The organism is Microbacterium invictum (assembly GCF_014197265.1).
In the GTDB taxonomy this organism is placed as follows: Bacteria; Actinomycetota; Actinomycetes; order Actinomycetales; family Microbacteriaceae; genus Microbacterium; species Microbacterium invictum.
On the sequence record NZ_JACIFH010000001.1, the window covers coordinates 2,104,612 to 2,128,310 of the forward strand.

General features: G+C 69.7%; 15 protein-coding genes. 6 read left to right on the plus strand and 9 right to left on the minus strand.

The features are described from left to right. Positions 1–208: 208 nt before the first annotated feature. The 4 genes from rpoC to pxpA form a co-directional block, all read right to left on the minus strand. Entirely contained in the window at positions 209–4,084 is a 3,876-nt protein-coding gene (gene rpoC / locus BKA10_RS09850; protein WP_183499735.1) for a DNA-directed RNA polymerase subunit beta', read from the minus strand. A 42-nt stretch (positions 4,085–4,126) separates the two neighbouring features. Beyond that, positions 4,127–7,624, minus strand: a complete 3,498-nt coding sequence (gene rpoB / locus BKA10_RS09855; RefSeq protein WP_183499736.1) for a DNA-directed RNA polymerase subunit beta — start codon at positions 7,622–7,624, stop codon at positions 4,127–4,129. Between the two features lie 657 nt (positions 7,625–8,281). Next, positions 8,282–9,949: a 5-oxoprolinase subunit B/C family protein gene (locus BKA10_RS09860; protein ID WP_183499737.1), complete on the minus strand. Its 1,668-nt coding sequence runs from the start codon at positions 9,947–9,949 to the stop codon at positions 8,282–8,284. Then, positions 9,943–10,698 carry a 5-oxoprolinase subunit PxpA gene (gene pxpA / locus BKA10_RS09865; RefSeq protein ID WP_183499738.1) on the minus strand — a complete coding sequence of 252 codons (756 nt, stop codon included), beginning with the start codon at positions 10,696–10,698 and terminating at the stop codon, positions 9,943–9,945. The genes BKA10_RS09860 and pxpA overlap by 7 nt, the downstream gene beginning before the upstream one ends. A gap of 233 nt (positions 10,699–10,931) precedes the next feature. Here pxpA and BKA10_RS09870 point away from each other — a divergent pair, with 233 nt between their 5' ends. Next, positions 10,932–12,590: an ABC transporter ATP-binding protein gene (locus tag BKA10_RS09870; RefSeq protein WP_183501146.1), complete on the plus strand. Its 1,659-nt coding sequence runs from the start codon at positions 10,932–10,934 to the stop codon at positions 12,588–12,590. 226 nt (positions 12,591–12,816) lie between these two features. Here BKA10_RS09870 and BKA10_RS09875 read toward each other — a convergent pair whose 3' ends face one another. The 3 genes from BKA10_RS09875 to BKA10_RS09885 all read right to left on the minus strand — a co-directional run bounded on the left by BKA10_RS09875 (position 12,817) and on the right by BKA10_RS09885 (position 16,532). Beyond that, a complete protein-coding gene (locus BKA10_RS09875; protein WP_183501147.1) occupies positions 12,817–13,704 on the minus strand; it encodes an ABC transporter permease in 888 nt (295 codons plus the stop codon). Between the two features lie 68 nt (positions 13,705–13,772). Next, a complete protein-coding gene (locus tag BKA10_RS09880) occupies positions 13,773–14,777 on the minus strand; it encodes an ABC transporter permease subunit (protein WP_183499739.1) in 1,005 nt (334 codons plus the stop codon). A gap of 81 nt (positions 14,778–14,858) precedes the next feature. Beyond that, positions 14,859–16,532, minus strand: a complete 1,674-nt coding sequence (locus BKA10_RS09885) for an ABC transporter substrate-binding protein (RefSeq protein ID WP_183499740.1) — start codon at positions 16,530–16,532, stop codon at positions 14,859–14,861. A 158-nt stretch (positions 16,533–16,690) separates the two neighbouring features. Here BKA10_RS09885 and BKA10_RS09890 point away from each other — a divergent pair, with 158 nt between their 5' ends. The 3 genes from BKA10_RS09890 (at position 16,691) to BKA10_RS09900 (ending at position 18,703) form a co-directional block, all read left to right on the plus strand. Further along, positions 16,691–17,551: a spermidine synthase gene (locus tag BKA10_RS09890; protein WP_183499741.1), complete on the plus strand. Its 861-nt coding sequence runs from the start codon at positions 16,691–16,693 to the stop codon at positions 17,549–17,551. Positions 17,552–17,657: 106 nt separating this feature from the next. Continuing rightward, the gene (locus tag BKA10_RS09895) at positions 17,658–18,185 is read left to right on the plus strand and encodes a hypothetical protein (protein ID WP_183499742.1); all 528 of its coding nucleotides are present in this window, start codon (positions 17,658–17,660) and stop codon (positions 18,183–18,185) included. A gap of 29 nt (positions 18,186–18,214) precedes the next feature. Next, positions 18,215–18,703, plus strand: coding sequence for a SprT-like domain-containing protein (locus tag BKA10_RS09900; RefSeq protein WP_183499743.1), 489 nt, complete (start codon positions 18,215–18,217; stop codon positions 18,701–18,703). Between the two features lie 84 nt (positions 18,704–18,787). Here the strand turns inward: BKA10_RS09900 and BKA10_RS09905 are convergent, their stop codons facing one another. Together BKA10_RS09905 and BKA10_RS16680 are read right to left on the minus strand one after the other, a co-directional pair. After that, positions 18,788–19,426 carry a 2-phosphosulfolactate phosphatase gene (locus tag BKA10_RS09905; RefSeq protein WP_183499744.1) on the minus strand — a complete coding sequence of 213 codons (639 nt, stop codon included), beginning with the start codon at positions 19,424–19,426 and terminating at the stop codon, positions 18,788–18,790. A 203-nt stretch (positions 19,427–19,629) separates the two neighbouring features. Beyond that, positions 19,630–22,308: a glycoside hydrolase family 3 protein gene (locus BKA10_RS16680; protein ID WP_241740237.1), complete on the minus strand. Its 2,679-nt coding sequence runs from the start codon at positions 22,306–22,308 to the stop codon at positions 19,630–19,632. Between the two features lie 219 nt (positions 22,309–22,527). Here BKA10_RS16680 and BKA10_RS09920 point away from each other — a divergent pair, with 219 nt between their 5' ends. Together BKA10_RS09920 and BKA10_RS09925 are read left to right on the plus strand one after the other, a co-directional pair. Further along, a complete protein-coding gene (locus BKA10_RS09920) occupies positions 22,528–23,184 on the plus strand; it encodes a hypothetical protein (protein WP_241740238.1) in 657 nt (218 codons plus the stop codon). Further along, positions 23,184–23,672, plus strand: coding sequence for a GNAT family N-acetyltransferase (locus BKA10_RS09925; RefSeq protein ID WP_183499745.1), 489 nt, complete (start codon positions 23,184–23,186; stop codon positions 23,670–23,672). The genes BKA10_RS09920 and BKA10_RS09925 overlap by 1 nt, the downstream gene beginning before the upstream one ends. The last annotated feature ends 27 nt before the right edge of the window (positions 23,673–23,699 follow it).

Sequence of the window (23,699 nt, forward strand, 5' to 3'; positions counted from 1 at the left end):
GCGCCTCGCGCGCTCACTCCCCGCGAGCCGCATGGCTTCGTTCCAGCCGCATAGTTGCGGCCGTGCGTGACTATGCGGCTCGCGCAGATGTATGCGGCTCGGCGAACTCCGAATTCGAACTCCGAACTCCGAACTCCGAACTCCGAACGCAGCGCGCGGGGTACGACGATGGCCCCCGGGCAATGCCAGGGGGCCATCGTTCACCTCATCAGTTGTAGGTGCCGGGCGTGAAATCGTCCGTCGAGAAGCTGTCGAAATCGACGTAGCTCAGGTCGGTGTCGCTGTACGCACCGTCCGAGGCGAAGATGCGGTTGGGGTACCGCTCGCTCTTGGCCTCTTCCGTCGCCTCGACCACGACGTTGCGGTACTTCGCAAGTCCGGTTCCGGCGGGGATGAGCTTTCCGATGATGACGTTCTCCTTGAGGCCCACCAGCGGGTCGGTCTTTCCCTCCATGGCCGCCTGCGTCAGGACGCGGGTGGTCTCCTGGAACGACGCGGCCGACAGCCACGACTCGGTCGCGAGCGACGCCTTGGTGATACCCATCAGCTCGGGACGACCCGACGCGGGGCGCTTGCCCTCGCCGACGGTCTCGCGGTTGATGTTCTGGTACTTCTTGAAGTCGACCAGCTCGCCGGGCAGCAGCTTCGTGTCGCCGTGGTCGACCACGGTGACCTTCCGCAGCATCTGGCGCACGATGACCTCGATGTGCTTGTCGTGGATCGGCACACCCTGCGAGCGGTAGACGCCCTGCACGCCGTTGACGAGGTACTTCTGCACCTCGCGGGCGCCCATGACGCGCATGACCTCCTTGGGGTCGAGCGTGCCGACCTGCAGGGGCTGGCCGACCGTCACGTGCTGCCCGTCCTCGACGAGGAGGGTGGCACGCTTCAGGACCGGGTAGACGTGCGGCTCGTCGCCGTTGTCGGGCGTCAGGATGACCTTGCGCGACTTGTCGGTCTCGTCGATCGTGATGCGACCGTCGGACTCGGCGATCGGCGACGCGCCCTTGGGGGTACGCGCCTCGAACAGCTCCTGCACACGGGGCAGACCCTGCGTGATGTCGTCCGCGCCGGCGGTACCACCGGTGTGGAAGGTACGCATGGTCAGCTGGGTGCCGGGCTCACCGATCGACTGCGCGGCGATGATGCCGACCGCCTCGCCGATGTCGACGAGCTTGCCGGTGGCCAGCGAACGGCCGTAGCACCGCGCGCAGACACCGACGGCCGAGTCGCACGTGAGCACCGAACGGACCTTGATGGTCTCGATGCCGCCGGCGACCAGCTTGTCGATGAGCACGTCGCCCACGTCGTCGCCCGCCTGGGCGAGCACCTCGCCCGAGCCGTCGACCACGTCGGCAGCCAGGGTGCGAGCGAACACGGAGTTCTCGACGTTGGCATCCCGCACCAGAGTGCCGTCGGCACCCGGAGCCGCGATGACGAACTCGAGGCCCTTGGTCGTCGCGCAGTCCTCTTCGCGGATGATGACATCCTGCGAGACGTCCACGAGGCGACGGGTCAGGTAACCCGAGTCGGCGGTGCGGAGGGCCGTGTCGGCCAGACCCTTGCGGGCACCGTGCGTCGCGATGAAGTACTCCGCCACCGACAGACCCTCGCGGTACGAGGAGATGATCGGACGGGGGATGATCTCACCCTTGGGGTTGTTCACGAGGCCACGCATACCCGCGATGTTGCGGATCTGCAGCCAGTTACCACGCGCGCCCGACGACACCATGCGGTTGATGGTGTTGTCCTCGGGGAAGTTGTCGCGCATCGCCTTCTGGATCTCGTCGGTCGCCTCGGTCCAGATCTTGATGAGCTCCTGACGACGCTCGGCGTCGGTGGTGAGACCCTTCTCGAACTGACCCTGGACCTTCGCGGCCTGCTTCTCGTAGCCGGCGACGATCTCGCCCTTGTTCGGGGGCGTGAGGATGTCGCTGAGCGCCACGGTGACACCCGAACGGGTGGCCCAGTGGAATCCGGCGTCCTTGATGCGGTCGAGGGATGCCGCGACCTCCACCTTCGGGTACTCCTCGGCCAGCTTGTTGACGATCTGCGACAGCTTGCCCTTGTCGGCCTGCTCGCGCACGAACGGGTAGCCCTTGGGGAGCGTGTCGTTGAAGATCGCCTGGCCGAGCGACGCGTCCACGAGGCCGTGGCGCTCGTAGCCCTCGGGCGCTTCGCCCTCGAGGAACGTCAGACCCGGGATGCGGATGCGGACCTTGGCCTGCAGGTCGAGGCTGCCCTCGTCCTTGGCCATGATCGCCTCGGAGACCGAGCCGAACGCGCGACCCTCACCGGCAGCGCCCGCCTTGACCGTGGTCAGGTGGTGCAGGCCGATGATCATGTCCTGCGAGGGCAGGGTGACCGGGCGGCCGTCCGACGGCTTCAGGATGTTGTTCGACGCCAGCATGAGCATGCGGGCCTCGGCCTGGGCCTCGACCGACAGCGGCAGGTGGACGGCCATCTGGTCGCCGTCGAAGTCGGCGTTGAACGCGGCACACACGAGCGGGTGCAGCTGGATGGCCTTGCCCTCCACGAGCTGCGGCTCGAACGCCTGGATGCCCAGACGGTGCAGCGTGGGCGCGCGGTTGAGCAGCACGGGGCGCTCGCGGATGATCTCCTCGAGCACGTCCCAGACCTCGGGGCGGGTGCGCTCGACGGCACGCTTGGCGGCCTTGATGTTCTGCGAGTGGCCCAGGTCGATCAGGCGCTTGATGACGAACGGCTTGAACAGCTCGAGGGCCATCTGCTTGGGCAGACCGCACTGGTGGAGCTTGAGCTGCGGTCCGACGATGATCACCGAACGGCCCGAGTAGTCCACGCGCTTGCCGAGCAGGTTCTGGCGGAATCGGCCCTGCTTGCCCTTGAGCATGTCGGACAGCGACTTGAGCGCACGGTTGCCGGTACCGGTGACCGGGCGGCCGCGGCGGCCGTTGTCGAACAGCGCGTCGACGGCCTCCTGCAGCATGCGCTTCTCGTTGTTGACGATGATCTCGGGGGCACCGAGGTCGATCAGACGACGCAGACGGTTGTTGCGGTTGATCACACGGCGGTACAGGTCGTTCAGGTCGCTGGTGGCGAAGCGACCACCGTCGAGCTGGACCATCGGACGCAGCTCCGGCGGGATCACCGGAACGACGTCGAGGACCATGGATGCCGGGGACATGCCCGTCTGCAGGAACGAGTTGACGACCTTGAGGCGCTTGATCGCACGGATCTTGCGCTGGCCCTTGCCCTCGGAGATCTGCAGGTGCAGCGACTCGGCCTCGGCGGCCAGGTCGAACGCCTCGAGGCGACGCTTGATCGACTCGGCGCCCATGTAGGCCTCGAAGTACTGACCGAAGCGGTCCTGCAGCTCCTGGAAGACGTCGTCCTCCTGCTTGAGCTGGCCGACGTCGAGGTTGCGGAACTCTTCCCACATGCGCTCGAGCTTGGCGATCTGCTCGTCTGATCCCTTGCGGATCAGCGTCATCTCCTTCTCGGCGGCGTCCTTGACCTTCTTCTTCTGGTCGGCCTTGGCGCCTTCCTCCTCGAGCGCGGCGAGCTCCTCCTCCAGCTTCTGGAGGCGGGCGGCGACGCGGGCGTCGCGGCGGTCGCCGAGGTTCTTCATCTCGAGGCGCAGGTTCTGCTCGTGCGTGGGGAGGTCGCGGTGGCGGGCCTCCTCGTCGACCGAGATCACCATGTACGCGGCGAAGTAGATGACCTTCTCGAGGTCCTTCGGCGCCATGTCGAGCAGGTAGCCCAGGCGCGAGGGCACGCCCTTGAAGTACCAGATGTGGGTGACGGGGGCGGCGAGCTCGATGTGGCCCATGCGCTCGCGGCGGACGGAGCTCTTGGTGACCTCCACGCCGCAGCGCTCGCAGACGATGCCCTTGAAGCGGACACGCTTGTACTTGCCGCAGGCGCACTCCCAGTCCCGCGAGGGTCCGAAGATCTGCTCGCCGAACAGACCGTCCTTCTCGGGCTTGAGCGTGCGGTAGTTGATGGTCTCGGGCTTCTTGACCTCACCGTATGACCAACGACGGATGTCGTCGGCGGTGGCCAGGCCGATGCGAAGCTCATCGAAAGTGGTTGACTCGAGCACTAGTTCTCCTGTGTCTCAAAAATTCTGTCGCGTCGGCCGGGTTCAGATCTCGTCGATGGACGAGGACTCGAACCGGGTGGAGATGTTGATGCCGAGCTCTTCCGCCGCGCGGAAGGCCTCGTCATCGGTGTCGCGGAGGTTGACCGCCATGCCGTCTGCGCCGAGGACCTCGACGTTCAGGCAGAGCGACTGCATCTCCTTCATGAGCACCTTGAAGGACTCGGGGATGCCGGGCTCCTGGATGTTCTCGCCCTTGACGATGGCTTCGTAGACCTTGACGCGGCCCACGATGTCGTCGGACTTGATCGTGAGGAGCTCCTGCAGCGCGTACGCGGCACCGTAGGCCTCGAGGGCCCACACCTCCATCTCACCGAAGCGCTGACCGCCGAACTGCGCCTTACCACCGAGCGGCTGCTGGGTGATCATCGAGTACGGACCGGTCGAGCGGGCGTGGATCTTGTCGTCCACGAGGTGGTGCAGCTTCAGGATGTACATGTAGCCGACCGACACCGGTGCCGGGAACGGCTCGCCGGAGCGGCCGTCGAACAGCAGGGCCTTTCCGCTCGAACCGATCAGCCGGTCGCCGTCGCGCGTCGGGTTCGTCGAGTCGAGCAGACCCGCGATCTCGGACTCGAACGCGCCGTCGAACACGGGCGTGGCGACCTTGGTGCCCGGGGCGCCCTCGCGGGCCTCCTCCGGCAGATCCGCGGCCCACTCCGGGTTGCCCTCGACCTTCCAGCCCTGCTGCGCGATCCACCCGAGGTGGGTTTCGAGCACCTGGCCGAAGTTCATGCGGCCGGGGATGCCGAGCGGGTTGAGGACGACGTCGACGGGGGTTCCGTCGGCCAGGAACGGCATGTCCTCGACCGGCAGGATCTTCGCGATGACGCCCTTGTTGCCGTGGCGGCCGGCGAGCTTGTCGCCCTCGGTGATCTTGCGCTTCTGGGCGATGTAGACCACGACGCGGCGGTTGACGCCCGAGCCGAGCTCGTCGTCGCCGTCCTCGGCGTTGAACTCCTTGACCGCGATGATCGTGCCCTCTTCACCGTGGGGTACCTTCAGCGACGTGTCGCGGACTTCGCGGCTCTTCTCGTTGAAGATCGCGCGCAGCAGGCGCTCTTCGGCCGACAGCTCGGTCTCGCCCTTGGGCGTGACCTTGCCGACGAGGATGTCACCGGGGCGCACCTCGGCGCCGATGCGGACGATGCCGCGCTCGTCGAGGTCCTTCAGCAGGTCGGGGCTGACGTTGGGGAGGTCGCGGGTGATCTCCTCCTTGCCGAGCTTGGTGTCGCGCGCGTCGACCTCGTACTCCTCGATGTGGATCGAGGAGAGCGTGTCGTTCTTGACGAGCTCCTGGCTGAGGATGATGGCGTCCTCGAAGTTGTGACCCTCCCACGTCATGAACGCGACCAGGAGGTTCTTGCCGAGCGCGAGCTCGCCGTTCTCCGTCGACGGGCCGTCGGCGATGATCTCGCCGACCTCGACCCGCTCGCCGGCCGAGACCACGACGCGCTGGTTGTAGGACGTGCCCTGGTTGGAGCGGTCGAACTTGCGGAGGAAGTAGTCCTGCGTGCCGCCCTCGTCGAGCTGGACGGTCACGACATCGGCCGAGACCTCGGTGACCACACCGGCCTTGTCGGCGGTGACCACGTCACCGGCGTCGATGGCCGCGTAGCCCTCCATGCCGGTGCCGACCACGGGCGACTCGCTGCGCAGCAGCGGGACGGCCTGACGCTGCATGTTCGCACCCATGAGGGCGCGGTTGGCGTCGTCGTGCTCGAGGAACGGGATGAGCGAGGTCGCCACCGACACCATCTGGCGCGGGGAGACGTCCATGTAGCCGATCTCGTCGACCGGGAACAGGTCGACCTCGCCACCCTGACCGCGACGGGCCAGCACGCGCTCCTGCGTGAACGCACCGTCATCGGCCAGCTCGGCGCCGGCCTGGGCGACGATGTAGTCGCTCTCCTCGGATGCCGTGAGGTAGTCGATCTGCGCGGTGACCTTGCCGCTGACGACCTTGCGGTACGGCGTCTCGATGAAGCCGAACGCGTTGATCCGCGCGAACGAGGCGAGCGAGCCGATCAGGCCGATGTTCGGGCCTTCCGGGGTCTCGATCGGGCACATGCGGCCGTAGTGCGACGGGTGGACGTCACGGACCTCGACGCCGGCGCGCTCACGCGACAGACCGCCGGGGCCCAGCGCCGACAGGCGGCGCTTGTGGGTCAGACCCGCGAGCGGGTTGTTCTGGTCCATGAACTGCGACAGCTGCGAGGTGCCGAAGAACTCCTTGATCGCGGCCACGACGGGGCGCACGTTGATCAGGGTCTGCGGGGTGATCGCCTCGATGTCCTGCGTGGTCATGCGCTCGCGGACGACGCGCTCCATGCGCGACAGACCGGTGCGGACCTGGTTCTGGATGAGCTCGCCGACCGCACGGATGCGGCGGTTGCCGAAGTTGTCGATGTCGTCGACGTCCAGGCGGATCTCCGCGGGCTTGCCGCCGCGGGTGCCGTCATAGCTGACGTCGCCGCGGTGCAGGCGGACGAGGTACTTGATCGTCGCGACGATGTCGTCGACGGTCAGCACCGAGTCGCTCAGGGGCCCGTCGACACCCAGCTTCTGGTTGATCTTGTAGCGACCCACCTTGGCCAGGTCGTAGCGCTTCGGGTTGAAGTAGAAGTTGTCCAGCAGCGCGCGGGCGGCCTCGGCGGCGACCTGCTCGCCCGGACGGAGCTTGCGGTAGATGTCGCGGAGCGCGTCTTCCTTGGTGAGGATCGTGTCCTTGCTCAGCGTCTCTTCGATCGACTCGATGCCGGCGAACTCGGTGAGGATGTCCTCGCTGGTCAGGCCCAGGGCCTTGAGGAAGACCGTGACCGACTGCTTGCGCTTGCGGTCGATGCGCACGCCGACCTGGTCGCGCTTGTCGATCTCGAACTCGAGCCAGGCGCCGCGGCTGGGGATGATGCGCGCCGAGACGATGTCCTTGTCACTGGTCTTGTCGGGGGTCTTGTCGAAGTAGACACCCGGCGAGCGCACGAGCTGCGAGACGACGACACGCTCGGTGCCGTTGATGATGAACGTGCCGCGGGCGGTCTGGAGCGGGAAGTCGCCCATGAAGACCGTCTGGGTCTTGATCTCACCGGTGAGGTGGTTCATGAACTCGGCCTCGACGTACAGCGGCGCGGCGTAGGTCTTGCCGCGCTCCTTGCACTCTTCGATCGAGTACTTCTCGGGTTCGAGGTACGGGTTGGTGAACGACAGCTGCATCGTCTCGCCGAGGTCCTCGATCGGGGAGATCTCCTCGAAGATCTCCTCCAGACCGCTCACCGTCGGGACATCGGTGCGACCGGCGGCCTCAGCCTCGGTGACCCGGGCCTTCCAGGCGTCGTTGCCGACGAGCCAGTCGAACGATTCCGTCTGCAGCGCCAGGAGGTCGGGGACCTCCAGCGTGTCGGAGATCTTGGCGAACGACGTGCGGGATACTCCGCGGCCGTTCTTCTTGGTGGTGGGGTTGGTTGCGTTGGGCGCAGCAGCCAAGGGGATTACCTCCATGAGCCCGGGCGTGGGCCGGTTCCTTGTCGTCAGGTGGAGTGCTCCCCTATCCGATTGCCTGCATCACGCGCCGTCGGAGTGCGACGGGGGCGCAGGCACAAGCCGACCACCATATGAAGGCAAGGGGGAAGGGAGCGCAACTACCCACTATAGACCGCGCGACGCGCCATGGCAAGCCGGATCCTTGACGAGTTTCGGATGCTGCGGTATAACCCCGCACGGAGCACGTGATCCGCGGTGCCGGATGCCGCGGCATCCATGCCCCCGGTCCGGGTCGGCGGATCGACTCCCGATCAGCGGACCCTGCGTGAGCTGGCCGACGAGCGCGCCGCGGCGCGGGCGGCACGGCGCGGGCGGCACGGCGCGGGCGGCACGGCGGGGGGGCGGGGGGCACGGCGCGGGCGGCTGCAGCCGGCACCGGTGATGTTCGGACTCGGCGCGCGCCTGCACCCGCCGCGCGACCTGTACCGTTCCTACCGAGCAGAGCGACGTGTTCGTGGGCATCTAGTGGGAGAGCTACGGCTGGGTCGCGCCCGACGAGGCGATCTCGGGCCTGGAGGACGAGTACCGGCTGGCGCCGCGCGAGATGCCGAAGCTCGCCTGCATCAAGGCGGGGCCTGTGCCTCACTCGGTTCGGCGGGGTCACGCGTAACGCGCGTGCCGAAAGCGCAGCCGCGTGCCGGGGCGGGCCTGCGCGAGGGCGTCGCGCGCGGCATCCATGACCACAGCGATCACGGGGTACCCGCCGGTCACCGGTCCATCGGGACCGAGGATCACGGGGCGGCCGCTCGGCGGCACCTGCAGCGCGCCCGGGACCATGCCCTCGCTGGGGAGCTCGCGGGTGTCGATGCGCTCGAGGGCGGGACCGTCGAGGCGGATCCCGACGCGGTCGGACTCGTTCGACACCGTCCAGACCGACTCGAACAGCGTGGCCTGGGAGGCGGGTGCGAACCACCCAGCCCGCGGGCCGGGTGCGAGTTCGAGTTCGATGGCGCCGTCGTCGGGCGGGCTCCACGGGTGGAGGTGTTCGGCCGGGATCGCCACGATGGCGTCGTCGGCGAGGTGCACCCGGTCGCCGGCGCGCAGTGGTGGCGGCCCGAGCCCGGACAGCGTGTCGGTGGCGCGGGAGCCGATGGATGCCGGTGCGGCGATGCCGCCTCGGATGGCGAGGCAGGCGCGGATGCCGTGAGCGAACCAGTCCAGGTGCAGTTCGGTGCCGGCGGGCCACGCATGCGCCTCGTACGGATCGACCTCGCGATCATCGAGCCGGACCGGCCCCCACGCGCCGGTCGCCACGAACCACAGGTCGGTCTCGGCGACGGCACGGAAGCCGCCCATGGTGACCTCGATGCCCGCCGCCGTCTCGACGTTGCCGACGAGGCGGTTGGCGGTGCGCAAGGCGGCGCGGTCGGCGGCGCCCGACACGGCGACGCCAGCGGACGCGTGACCCCGGCGGCCCTGGTCCTGGATCGTGGTGAGCAGGCCGGGCTCGAGGACCCGGAACGCGGGACGCGCGGCGGCGCGGGCAGGATCGGCGGCGGGGCGCGCGGCGGCGGCGGGGCGCGCGGCGGCGGGGGCAGGGCCGGCGGGATGTGCGGCGGCGCGGGCAGGATCGGCGGCGGCTTCGGGCTCGCTGAGGGCGCCTGTCGCGCGAAACGCAGGCGCGGCGGCGAGCGCGGAAGCGCGGCTTCGAACGAAGCGGACGCGGGTGCCCGGCGTGAGCAGCGCGGGCCGGTCGCTGAACGGGTCGAACAGCGGGGCGGTCGTCGTGCCGATCAGCTGCCAGCCGCCCGGAGTGTCGCGCGGGTACGCGCCGCTGAACTCGCCGGCGAGGCCGACGGCGCCGGCCGGCACACGCGTGCGCGGGTTCGCGCGCCGGGGGACGTCGAACTCCCAGTCCGGGCCGACCAGGTAGCCGAAGCCGGGCGCGAAGCCGGTGAATGCGACCGTCCACTCGGTGGCGGCGTGCCGGGCCACCAGGGTGTCAGCCGTGAGTCCGAGCAGCGCCGCGACCTCGGTCAGATCGGCGCCGTCGTACATCACGGGCAGTTCGACCACGGGGGCGGCGTCCGTGGCATCCATCACCGACGACAGCTGTGCGGACGCGGCGATCCACGCGCGTGCGGCCGCGAGGGGCAGCGCCGATGGGTCGAGGTGGACCAGCACGGTGCGCGCAGCGGGCACGAGGTCGACCACTCCGGCCGGCGGAGATGCCGCGAGCCGCGCATGGAGGTCGAGCACCTCGGCGAGGGTCCCCACCTCGACCAGGAGTGCCCGATCGCCGAACGGCAGCACGCGCGGGGTCACCATGGCGCGCGGACCTCGATGCCGGCGGCATCCAGCGCGGCGCGGACGGCGCGGGCCATCGAGACCGCACCGGGTGAGTCGCCATGCACGCAGAGCGAGATGGCTTCGGTGCGCACTTCGACGCCATCGACCGTCGTGACCATGCCCTCCGTCGCCAGGCGCACGGCACGGACCGCCACCTCGTCCGGGTCGTCGAGCAGCGCGCCGGGCTCGGCGCGCGGGACGAGCGATCCGTCGGCGCGGTAGCCCCGATCGAGGAACGCCTCGCTGCGGAACGGCAGGCCGCGTGTCTGCGCCGCCCGCGCGATCGCCCCGCCCAGGCCGAGTACAGGAAGTGCGCGTCCCAGCTGCGCCGAGAGGTCGGCGATGGCCGTGGCCACGGCATCCGCCACCTGATCATCGCCGGTCACCGCGTGATAGAGCGCGCCGTGCGGCTTGACGTAGCGGAGGTCGGCACCGGCGGTCACGAGCGCCGCGAGCTGCTCGCGCACCTGGGCGCGCAGCAGGTCGGGGTCGACACGCCGGGTCATCCGGCCGAACCCGGCCGGGTCGACGAACGAGGGGTGCGCGCCGATCGCGACCCCGAACCGCTGCGCGCGGGCCACCGCCTCGCGCATCGATGCGGCGTCGCCGGCATGGCCGCCCGCCGCCACCGACGCGCTGGAGATGACCGCGAACATCGCCTCGTCGTCCGCCGTCGGGACGCCGTCGACGGTCTCGCCGAGGTCCGCGTTGAGGTCGATCGTGGCCATACCGCCACGGTACTCGGGCGCGCGGTGCACGTAACTCCTCCAATCCGAGGGGTGCCGCGCGCATGACGCGCGTAATTCCGGGGCTCACCTTCGCCGACGCGCCCGAATCGAAGGAGTTACGCGACGGGCCGACCCGGCACGCGCCGACCGCGCACTCCGCACCGCGTCACGACTGCATAAAGACCGGGCGCGCGACGATGCACCATTCGCACTGAGGAGGCAGGATGGAACCCATGCCGCTCGAGACCCGTCCCGCCGCCGCGACCCCGCTCCTGCAGGTCCGCGACATGGCCGTCGACTTCCGCACGCTCGAGGGCCCCGTGCACGCGGTCGAGGGCGTCGACCTCGAGATCGCCCCGGGCGAGACCGTCGCGATCGTGGGTGAATCCGGCTCGGGCAAGTCGACCACCGCGATGGCGATCATCGGCCTGCTGCCCGGCAACGGCAAGATCGTGCGCGGCAGCGTCACCCTCGACGGCCAGGAATTGGTCGGGGCGGCTGAGCCGGCGATGCGCAAGATCCGCGGCCGCATGATCGGGCTCGTCCCGCAGGACCCGATGTCGAACCTGAACCCGGTCTCGAAGATCGGCACCCAGGTCGCCGAGACCCTGCTCGCCCACGGCCTGGCCACCCGGAAGGACGTCGACCGCAAGGTCGTCGAGACCCTCGCCGCCGCCGGGCTCCCCGATGCCGCCGAGCGCGCCAAGCAGTACCCGCACGAGTTCTCCGGCGGCATGCGCCAGCGCGCGCTCATCGCGATCGGTCTGGCCTGCAACCCGCGCCTGCTCATCGCCGACGAGCCCACCAGCGCCCTCGACGTCACGGTGCAGAAGACGATCCTCGACCAGCTCGGCCGCATGACGACCGACACCGGCACCTCGGTCCTGCTGATCACGCACGACCTGGGCCTGGCCGCCGAGCGCGCGGCGCGCGTCATCGTGATGCATCGCGGCCGCATCGTCGAGCAGGGACCCGCACGCCAGATCCTCGAGGATCCCCAGCACGCGTACACGCAGTCCCTCGTCAAGGCGGCCCCGTCGGTGGCGGCGGCGCGCCTGCGACCCGAAGCATTCGAGAAGGTGGATGCCGCGGCATCCACCCCCACCGACAACATCGTCGAGGTCGAGAACCTCACCAAGATCTACAAGATCCGGGGCAAGAAGGAGGACTTCGCGGCCGTCAAGGACGTGTCCTTCGCGATCCCGCGCGGGAAGACCGTCGCGATCGTCGGCGAGTCGGGCTCGGGCAAGACCACCACCGCCCGGATGCTGCTGAAGGTCATCGAGCCGACCGAGGGCGCGATGCGCTTCGAGGGCCAGGACGTCGCGGGGCTGAAGGGCAAGGCGCTGCGCGATTTCCGCCAGAAGGTGCAGCCGATCTTCCAGGACCCGTACTCGTCGCTGAACCCGATGTTCACGATCGAGCGGCTCATCGCCGAGCCCCTCGACTTCTACAGCCGCGGGTCGTCCAAGGAGCGCGCGGCGCGCGTGCGCAAGCTGCTCGACGACGTCGCCCTGCCGCAGACGATGCTGCGTCGCTACCCCGCCGAACTGTCGGGCGGTCAGCGTCAGCGCGTCGCGATCGCCCGCGCCCTCGCTCTGAACCCCGACCTGATCGTGTGCGACGAGCCGGTCTCGGCGCTGGACGTGCTGGTGCAGGACCAGATCCTCACGCTGCTGCGCGACCTGCAGAGCGAATACGGGCTGAGCTACCTGTTCATCTCGCACGACCTCGCCGTCGTCCGCCTGATCTCGGACTACGTGTGCGTCATGAAGGACGGCGCCCTCGTGGAGGCGGCGACCAGCGAGGAGATCTTCACCAACCCGCGCGACCCGTACACGCGCAAGCTCCTGGCCTCGATTCCGGGCAACGAACTGGATATCGCCGTCTGAGGATGGATGCCGGGTTCTCCCCCGCCCAACACACGTCGCCCGAGATGGCCACTTGTGTCACGAGATGGCCACACGCGCGCCGAGATGGCCACTCGTGTCACGAGATGGCCACACGCCCGTCGAGATGGCCACTCGTGTCACGAGATGGTGGGCCACCTCGGCGCGGGAACGGCCACCTCGGCGCGGGAACGGCCACCTCGGCGCGGGGCGCGGGGCGCGGCGCGGCTCAGCGGGCGCGGGTGCGCGGGTCCATAGCCTCGCGCAGTGCCTCGCCGAACAGGGTGAAGCCGAGCGCGGTGACGGAGATGCAGATACCCGGCAGGAACGCGAGCCACGGGGCGATCGCCAGGTCGGCCTGCGCGTAGGTGAGCATGCGGCCCCACTCGGCCGTCTCGGGGCGTCCGCCGCCGAGGCCGAGGAACGACAGCGCGGCCGCGTCGATGACGGCCGTCGCCAGCGACAAGGTGCCCTGCACGATGACGGGGCCGATGGCGTTGGGCAGCACGTGGCTCATCGTGATCTTGCCGCGACCGAGCCCGAGTGTCTGCGCCGACAGGACGTAGTCGGCCGAGCGCTGCTGGAGCATCGAGGCGCGCAGCAGCCGCGCGAAGATCGGCACCTGCGCGACACCGACGGCGATCATGATGGCCATAGGCGACTGACCGAGGATCGCGGCGATCGACACGGCCAGCAGCAGGCTCGGCACCGACAGCAGGATGTCGACGACGCGCATCACGAAGTTGTCGACCGCACCGCCGAAAGCCCCGGCGATCAGGCCGAGCAGCATGCCGCCGGCCAGTCCGAATGCGGTCGAGACCACACCGATCATGAGGGAGGCCCGCGCACCCCAGATCAGTTTGGAGAGCACGTCGCCGCCGAAGCGGTCGAGGCCCAGCGGGAACTGCGGCAGCTCGCCCGGACCGGGGATGTGTGTCGGGGTGATGTACTTCGCGCCGGGCAGCGCCAGTTCGGGGTACGGGGCCAGCCAGGGAGCGAACACGGCGACGAAGACGAACACCGCCACGATCGCGGCACCGATCCATGCGGTGGGATTGCGCCGCAGACGCCGGAACGTGTCGCGCCAGAAGCCGCCGCCCGACCCCGCGGACAGCATCTCCTTGTCGATGATCGCGGTGTCGTCGACCGGGCCGCCGCTGGGGGCAGGAGGAAGAACGGAAGAGCTCACGACACCCTCACTCTCGGGTCGATGAAGCTGTATGAGACGTCCACCAGCAGGTTGATCAGCGCGTAGGTGACGGCGATCAAGAGGATGAACCCCTGCAGCACGGGGTAGTCACGCGAGAAGATCGCGCGGTACAGGAACGATCCGATGCCGGGGAAGGCGAAGACCGTCTCGGTGAGGATCGCCCCCGACAGCAGCAGGCCGGCCTGCAGGCCGATCGTCGTGACGACCGGCAGCAGGGCGTTGCGGAGGATGAAGCGGCCGCGCAGCGTCTGCTGCCCGATGCCCTTCGCCTTGCCCGTGCGCACGTAGTCGGCGTTCTGCACCTCGAGCACCGAGGCCCGGGTGATGCGCACGATGATCGCCAGGGGGATGGTGGCCAGCGCCACCGCGGGAAGTATGAGGTGCAGGATCGCGTCCCACGCGGCATCCCATTCGCCGGTCAATATGCCGTCGAGCACGTAGAAGTTCGTGTAGTGCGTGGCGTCGAGGCGCGGGTCCTGGCGACCGTCCGACGGCAGCCAGCCCAGCTGCACGGCGAACACGTACTTCAGGATGAACGCGAGGAAGAACACCGGGATCGTGATGCCGACGAGGCTGAGCACGACCGCGGTGTGGTCGCTGAACTTTCCCTGTCGCCGGGCGGCCCAGTAGCCGAGGGGCACGCCGATGCCGACGGCGATGATCAACGCGGCGATCGACAGTTCGATCGTCGCCGGGAAGCGGCGGAAGAACTCCTCCAGCACCGGGCGGCTGGTCATCAGCGATGTGCCGAAGTCGCCCGACAGCAGGCGCCCGAGCCAGGTGAAGTACTGCTGGATGATGGGCTCGTTGAACCCGTACAGCTCGTTGATGCGCTCGATCGCCTCGGGGGTCGCCTTCTCGCCCAGCAGGGCGACGGCGGGACCGCCGGGCAGGGCGCGCACCCACAGGAACAGCAGGACGCTCAACCCGAACAGGGTCGGAATGAGCAGCAGGAGCCTCTTGCCGATGGTTCGCAGCACAGGAAGGTTCTCTCGACGTCGGGTGCGGTGCGGGACGAAGGGTCTCCTCGTCCCGCACCGCCGGTCACGGCCTGAGCCGGATTACTCGGTCAGGACGATCTCGTTGAATACCTCGTCGTTGACGGGGCTCGCCGGGAAGCTCTCCACGCGCGGCGCGAACGCGAGCGTCGGCGCGGGGTGGGCCAGCGGCACACCCGGGATGAACTCGGCGACCTGCTCGTTGATGTCCTCGTACAGCGCGGTCTGCTCGTCCAGGCTCGAGACGCCGCGTGCCTGCGACAGCGCGGCGAACAGCTCAGGGTTGTTGAAGCCCCACTCCGCCGACTCGCCGCCGAAGAACACACCCACGAAGTTGTCGGTGTCGTTGTAGTCACCCGTCCATCCGAGAAGGTGGATGCCGTGGTTGGCCGTTCCCGTGATCTTGTCGAGGTAGTCGGGGTTCCACGCGTCGGTGATCGGGTTCGTGACGACTCCGACCTCGTTGAGCTGGCTCGAGAGGACCGTGAAGATCTGCTCGGGGTCCGGCATGTACGGACGCGAGACGTTCACCGGGTAGTTGAAGTCGAGCGTCAGCGGGTTCGACTCGTCGTAACCGGCCTCGGCCAGCAGGTCCTTGGCCTTCTGCGGGTCGTACTCGTAGGTGGTGACGTCCGCGTTCCAGCCGTTGACCGAGTCGGGCATGAACTGCGTCGCCTTCTGGGTGCCCTCCGGCAGGACCTGTGAGATGAGCGCGTCCTTGTCGATCGCGTATGACAGGGCCTCGCGGACCTTGATGTCCTGGAGCTCGGCGACCGCCTGGTTGAAGGCGAGGTAGAGGATCGTGAACGGCGGGCGCGAGACCATGTTGTAACCGGCCTCTTCGAGGGCGGCGCTGTCGGCCGGGCCAACGAGGTCGTACCCGTCGATCGAGCCGGACTCGAGTGCCTGACGACGCGCGGTCGGGTCGTCGATCACGCGGAAGATGATCTCGTCGATCTGACCCTTGTCGCCCCAGTAGTCCTCGTTGTAGGTCAGGGTGAGCTGCTCACCCGGCGACCACTCCTCGAACGCGAAGGGGCCGGTGCCGGTGGGGTGGCCCTGACCGTACTCCGACAGTGCGGGCGCCTCGGCGGTGCCGCCGATCTCGTCGGCCGCGTACTCCTCGAGCGCGGACGGGCTCTGCATCGCGAAGGCGGGCAGCGACAGCGCCGGGATGAAGCCGGCGAACGGCTGGTTCAGCTCGATCGTGACCGAGTAGTCGCCGTCCGGCGTGCAGGACTTGTAGACCGCCGTGTCGGGGGTCTCGACGTATCCGCGGAACAGCTTGCCGTAGTAGTACGACAGCGCCTCGGTGGCGGCGAGGCCGGTCCAGTTGTACCAGCGCTCGAAGTTGAAGCAGACCGCCTCGGCGTTGAACGGGGTGCCGTCGTGGAAGGTGACACCCTCCTTCAGCGTGAACGTGTGGCTCATGCCGTCGGGCGCCGACTCCCAGTCCTCCGCGAGGAGGGGGGCGGGGTCCGCTGTGCCGGGCACGGTGCCGACGAGGCCTTCGAAGATCTGACGCGAGACGCGGAACGTCTCGCCGTCCTGGGCGAACGCCGGGTCGAGGTTCGCCGGGTCGCTCGACGCGGCGAACACGAACGTCGAGTCGACGTCGGTGGCTGCATCGGTCTCGTCATCGCCACCGCGCTGGCTGCTGCAGGCGGTGAGGGCGAGGGCGCTGATGGCGACCGCCGCGATGCCCGCGAGCACGCGCTTTCTCGAACTGGGGAGCATTGCTGTGCACCTTCCGTTGTAGATGCCCCGCATCACGCGTAGTGCTGCGCGCGCAGGGGGATTCCTAAGACGCTACCTTTGAGGAAGCCGTATACACGGTTCGAGAAGGTATCGATCCTGTTTCAGTTCGGCCCCGGCCCTGCCGTAGCGTGGATGGCATGGCGCGCGCAAAGGTCGAGGAACCCCCACCCTCGGCACGCCTGACCGACGGAACCCGGGCATACATCGTGCCCAGCCGGTTCACGACCGGACACGAGCTCATCGTCGACCGCACCCCGCAGTCGCATGTCGATCTGGACGATCCCGGTCACCTCCACTTCGAGTACGTCACGCGCATGGGGGCGGTGATCGACAGGCTCCGGATGCCGGGGCAGCCACTGACTGCGGTCCACCTGGGAGCCGGTGCCCTGACCTTGCCCCGGTACATCGAACACACCCGGCCCGGGTCACGACAGCAGGTCGTCGAGATCGAACAGGCGCTGGTCGATCTCGTCCGCGAGCACCTCCCCCTGCCGCGCGGTGCGCAGATCCGGATGCGCATCGGCGACGCCCGCACCGTCGCGGCGAAGCTGCCCGCGGGCCTGGTCGGCACCGCCGACCTCGTCGTCTCGGATGTGTTCGCGGGCGCTCAGACCCCCGCGCATCTGACCACCGTCGAGTACTACGAGACCCTCGCACGTCTGCTGGCCGCGGACGGCGTGCTGCTGGTCAACATCGCCGACGGCACGGGCCTGGCCTACGCGCGCCGGCAGGTCGCGACGATCCGCACGGTGCTGCCGCAGGTCATCATCCTCGCCGAAGTGCAGACCCTGAAGGGGCGCCGGTTCGGCAACCTCGTCATCGCGGCGTCGGCCGCGCCGCTGCCCACCGAGTGGCTGCCGCGGCTCATGGCCGCAGGACCCCACCCCGCGAAGGTCACGCAGGGGGCCGAAATCGACGAATTCGTCCGGGGCGCGCGCATCGCCACCGACGGTGACGCGGTGGACTCGCCCAAGCCCGCGGCATCCATCTTCGACTGATTCGACACACGCGCCGTCGGGTCGACGGCACTCGGCGTGGCCTCGGCGTTCTGTCGAGACCCCGGGGGACACTGGAGACGCGAGTCGTGGCGGAAGGAGTCGCAGAGTGAGCTACATCAAGGGTTATGATCCGGAGACTTTGCGCGAGATCGTCGACGCGCGCGAGTGCAAGGACCGTCTGCTGGAGATCGGCGAGCAGCGTTCGCTGCAGGCCCTGCTCGAGCGGGTGTGGCTGCTGAAGGTGCTCGACAAGCTCGACGACGCGCTGACCGTCTCGGAGCAGGCGGTGCGCCTGGCTCGCATGGCCGGCACCCGCAAGGATCTGCTGCGCGCCCGGATCCTGCACGCCTCGGTGATGCAGTTCCGCGGGGCCTACGCGGCGGCGATCCACGAGCTCAACATGTGCACCGAAGAGGCCGAGGGCAAGGAGTGGACGGCGCTGGCGGCGTTCGCCTACCAGCACCGCGGCAAGGTCCACTACGACGCCGAGAACTACGCCGCCGCACGCAGCGATTTCAAGCGCGCGCTGTTCCTGCGCCAGGAGAGCGGTGCCGCCGAAGACCAGCTCGAGACCACACTCCAGGCGATCGACGCCGCCGACCGTCGGCGCAGTGCGGCATCCGTCGCCAGCTGAGTGTCGTACATCCGTTCTAGCATGCCGGCATGACTGATCTGCATGTTGTCCGCCGCGAGGCGGAGTCTCTCATCGCCGCTCATCTGGATGCCGGGTGGTCGTTCGCGTTCGACAACGCGAAGCGCCGCGCCGGGGCCTGTCACTTCACGACGCAGCGCATCACGGTGTCGCGGTACCTGGCGGCGCGGTTCTCGGACGACGAGAACCGTCAGGTGCTGCTGCACGAGATCGCGCACGCGCTGGCCGGGCCGCGGGCCGCGCACGGCGCGAGCTGGAAGCGCATCGCCCGCAGCATCGGCTACACCGGCGGCGTCACCCATCACGGCGAGACGGCCGTCGAGCTGGCGCCGTGGGTCGGCACGTGCCCGGCAGGCCATGTCGCCTACCGGCATCGACGGGCGACGAAGGCGATGTCGTGCGCGAAGTGCTCGCGCACGTTCGACCGCCGCCACCTGTTCACGTGGCGGCGCCGCGAGATCACGCCGGCCGTGCGCCTGGCGGCGATGACACCGCGGTAGGGGTGCGGGCGGGCGGCTTGCTCGTCGCCGCGTGCACCGTCAGCCGACCGCCGGGGTTGCGTCCTCAGTGAGGACGCCGCGAGCTCAGAGCGCGGTGAAGAGCCCGTCACGCAGGACGGGGACGGATGCCACGGAGTCGACCGCGCCGGCAGCGAGCACCTCGTCGCGCTGATCCCGGTCGAGCAGCTCCTGCCCGGAGCCGCTCGCGGTGAGCAGGTGCCGCACGGCCCCGCGAAGGCTGCGGAACGACTCGCATGCGGCGGCCGCTTCGGGCGACGAGTAGTCGAGCCCGATGGCGGCGAGTGCGTCGATGACCGCGCCGGCGCCGAAGAGGTCTTCGACCGCGAAGCGCAGCGGTGCCGACGGTTCGCGTGAGGTGAGCTCGCCGGCGGCGATCACGTTGATGCTCGTGCGGGCACCGCGGCGACGCTGCTCGTCGAGGATGCCGGCGGCGACGGCGGTGGCGTTGGTCAGTCCGCCCAGCAGAACGACCGTGCCGGACTGGGCCGCGTGCGCGGCGACGGCGGCTCCGTTGAGCGAGACCGCGTGCGCCGACTCGTCCAGGGCGACAGTGTCGCCGGCTGCCAGGCGGGTGGCGACCGTCGACGAGAACCGCAGCACGTCGACCACGACCGTCACGTCGGCGGGGTCGAGCCGGTCGAGCCCTGCGCTGCCCCATTCGAAGCGGATCTGGTAGCGGGCCTGGTCGAACGGGGTCGTCATGGTTCCAGGGTAGGGCGCGCCGGCTCGGCGTCCGTGTGTGTGACGGTGTGGGTCAGCGGGCGTCGACTACTTCGGTACGAAGGCGGCCACGTCGGCGAGAGAGTGGCCAGCTCGGCGCGAGAGTGGCCACCTCGGCGGGAGAGTGGCCAGCTCGGCGCGAGAGTGGCCACCTCGGCGGGAGAGTGGCCAGCTCGGCGAGAGCGTCAGGGGGTGGCGCGGGCGTCGATCACGGGGGCGAGGGCGAGCACGAGGCCGAGCACGTTGCGCGCGGTGCGCTGCAGTTCCGCGAGCGTCACGCCATCCGGGCGGCGAAGCGACGCGAGGATCGTGTCGTCCGCGTAGTCGCCGGGGCCGGCCTCGGTCTTCACTCCCCCGGGCATGAGGACGTCGACCTGGGCGCGGACGCGGTACGCGTTGTTCTCGAGTGCCGGGAAGTCGGGGTCGACGGCATCCTCCATCCACCAGTCGGTGACGACGCATCCGGTGTACCCCCACTCGCCGCGCAGGATCGTCGTCGCGAGGTCGTGGTGGTAGTGCGCCCAGACGCCGTTGATCTGGTTGTACGAGGTCATGATGGTGCGCGGCTGCGCTTCGCGCACGCAGATCTCGAACCCGCGCAGGTAAATCTCGCGCAGTGCCCGCTCGGATACCCGCGAGTCGTTGCGCGTGCGGTTGGTCTCCTGGTTGTTCGCCGCGAAGTGCTTCGGGCACGCCGAGACCCCGGTCGACTGGATGCCCGCGACGACCGCGGCGCCGAAGCGACCGGTGACGAGGGGGTCTTCGGAGAAGTACTCGAAGTTGCGCCCGCACAGCGGGTCGCGGTGGATGTTCATGCCGGGGCTGAGCAGCACGTCCGAGCCCTTGCGGGTCATCTCCTGCCCGTGCAGCGTCGCGAGTTCGCGCACGAGTTCGGGGTTCCAGGTCGACGCGAGCGCGGTGCCGGAGGGCAGCAGCGAGGCGTATGCCGACAGCCGCAGGCCGCTGGGCCCGTCGGTGGTCGTGACCGGCCGCACGCCCTTCGCGCGCAGCGACGCGGAGACCCCGCCGAGCACGCCCGCGTTGCCGGGTGCACCGAGGGCGCTGTGCATCGTGATGTCACCGCGGGCCAGCTCGGCGAGCTCCTCGTCGGTGAGCTGCGCGATGAACTCGTCCAGGGTCGCGGTACCGGTGGCGACCGCGTCGAGGGTCAGCCCGGTGGCGGGGGCGTCGTCGACGGCGGGCGCGTCGTCAGTAGCGGATGCGGGATCGGCAGCGGGGGCGGACGAGCCGCCGTTCCCGGCCGGGGCGGACGAGCCGCCGTTCCCGGCGGGGGCGGACGAGCCGCCGTTCCCGGCCGGGGCGGACGAGCCGCCGTTCCCGGCGGGGGCGGACGAGCCGCCGTTCCCGGCGGGGGCGATCTCGTCCGGCAGCTCGGCGAGGACGCGCGTGCGGCGCTCGACGGTCGCGGTCGGCACGACCTCCCAGTCGAGCGCGACTGCGCCGTCGGCGTCGCGGACGACGGTGCCGCTCGCGGTGCGGGCGACGGTCATCCGCTGGAACGCGGAGTCCGGTGAGACGGCGGCCGCCTCGGAGACCTGGCGCACGACGCGCAGCTCGTCGACTGAGACGACGGTGGCCTCGGATGCGCTGCGCACATCGGTACCGGCGAAGAAGCGGTAGTCGCCCGGCTCGAGCACCCACGCGCTGCGGTGACCGGTGACTCCGGAGTCGTCGTACGAAGCCAGGTCGTCGAGGGCGACCTCGAGCTCCAGACGCTCGGTGGCGTCCGGAGCGAGCAGGCTGGTCTTGGCGAAGGCCACGAGACGGCGGGCCGGCTGGGCGAGCGCACCGTCGGGCGCGGCGACGTACAGCTGCACAGTCTCTTTGCCGGCGTGCGTGTCACCCGCGTTGCGGACGTCGATCGCGAGGCGCAGGGTTCCGGCATCCACGTGCCCTTCGACGACGGTCATGTCGAACGAGGTGTAGCCGAGGCCGAAACCGAACGGGAACTGCACGCGGCCGGGCGCGAACGTCTCGAAGTAGCGGTAGCCGACGAAGATGTCCTCGACGTACTCGTTGTGGGTCTCGCCGCCGAAGTTGCCCGCGCTCGGGTAGTCCTCATACGACCACGCGATGGTGCTCGTGAGCTTGCCGCTGGGGGCGACTTCGCCGGCCAGGAGCGCGGCGACGGCGCGCGCCCCCTCCATCCCGCCCTGCCATGCGTAGAGGACCGCGGCGATGCGGTCACCGTACTCGGCGATCCATGACAGGTCCATGACGTTGCCGGCGTCGAGGATGACGACGGTGCGGGCGAAGGATGCCGTGACCCGGTCGAGCATGTCGTGCTCGGCCTCGGTGAGGTAGAAGCTGCCCGGGTCGAGTTCGCTCTCGCGCGCCTCGCCCGCGGCGCGTCCGACGACGACGATCGCGGTCTGCGCGCGGCCGGCCGCGGCGATGACCGTGGCCGGGTCGAGCGGCATCTCGGCGAAGTGGTGCGGCCACTGGCCCCAGGTGCCGTCGAGGGCCGGACGGTTCTGGGCCGTCCAGTCGGTGTAGATCTGCGCGAGCTCTTCATCGACGTGGATGCCGGTGTCGCGCAGCCCCGCGAGCAGGTTCCACACGTAGGGGACCTTGACGTCGCCGCCCGACCCGTAGCCGACGGCGAACCAATCGATCTGCACGCGCCCGAACACCGCGACGGTGTGCTCGGGGTTCAGGGGCAGCGCCCCGTCGTTGCGCAGGAGCACCGCGCCCTCAGCGGCCGCCGCGCGTGCTTTCGCGGCCAGCGCCGGGTCGAGAGTCGGATCGGTGTCGAGCAGCAGCGTCGAGATCTGCGCGACGGATTCGATCGGCGCGCTCGTGTGCGAGCGGTCGCCGGACTCGATGGCGGGGGAAGTGGGCATCAATGCGTCCTGGGGTGTGCGGTGGGTGGTTCGCGTCTTCGGGCCTGCTCCTCCGGCCCGTGCCGAGCGTTCCGGGTCGGTCCGTGGGAGCGCTCCCAAGCATAGGGCGTTTTCCACGGTGACGGGAATCCCCGTGCGCCTGAACACCGCTCCCGCCGCCGCGTGGCGGGAGCGGCCAGCTGGCCCGCGGCCGGGCCGGGCGGGTGGAAGACTGTGCGCATGCGGATTCTGCTCAAGCTCGTGCTCGACTGCGACGCCGACGCGGCGTGGCGCGCCCTGCACTCACCGCGCGCGATCGCCGAGCTGTATGGCCCGCTCGTCGACATGACGCCCCTCGCCACGCCGCCGACCGCCCTGGAACCGGGTGCCGATCTCCCCGTGCAGCTGCGCCTGGCCGGGATGATGTCGCTCGGCCGCCAGCTGATCCACATCAGCGAGCGCTACGTCGAGGACTGGCGCGGCCCGGTACGGATTCTGCGCGACAGCGGCATCCCGCTGACCGGCCCCCTCGCCTCGCTGGAGGTCTGGGATCACCAGATGGCCGTCTCGCCGGCACCCGGTGATCCCTCGAAGACGCTGTGGCGCGACCGGCTGGTCATCGGCGGCGGCGCGGCGCTGCCGCTGTGGCCCGTGCTGTGGGCGACCTGGCAGTGGCGCGCTGCGCGCCTGCGCATGCTCGCCCCGTCGTGGGCGTTCGACCCCGAGTTCGCCCGCGACCTGGAGGACGTGGCGAACGTCGCTGCGGGAGATGCCGAGGCAGGGGATGCCGGTGCCGCCGGGATCGTCGACGACACGGGCTCCCGTGGAGGCGACACCGGCGACGGCGGCCACGACACGGGCTCGCGTGGGGGCGACACCGGCGACGGCGGCGCCTGATGGCGAGCGTGTCGGTGCGTCCGGCGACCGAGGCGGACGCGGCGGAGATCGCCCGCGTGCAGGTGCAGGGCTGGCACGAGGCGTACACCGGGCGGATGCCGCAGTCCGTCCTCGACGACCTCGACGTGACGCAGCGGACGGGGGTCTGGGCGCGGATCATCGCGTCGGGTCGCAGCGGGGTCTGGGTCGCGGAATCGGACGATCACACGATCGGGTTCGCCAGCGCGGGCCCGAGCATGGATGACGACGACGTGCCCGGCCGCCTCCAGCTCTACGCGATCTACGTGCTCGCCACGCACTACGGCTCGGGTGCCGGCACGGCGCTGCTCGATGCCGCGATCGGCGCCGAACCCGCGTCGCTCTGGGTGCTGGAGGACAATCCGCGGGCCCGCGCGTTCTACGCGAAGCACGGGTTCGCCCCCGACGGCACCGCCAAGGAGGACCTCGCCTGGGGCGCGCCCATCCATGAGGTCCGCCTCACCCGCTGACGCGGAGCCGGCCGTCGCGGCGCGACC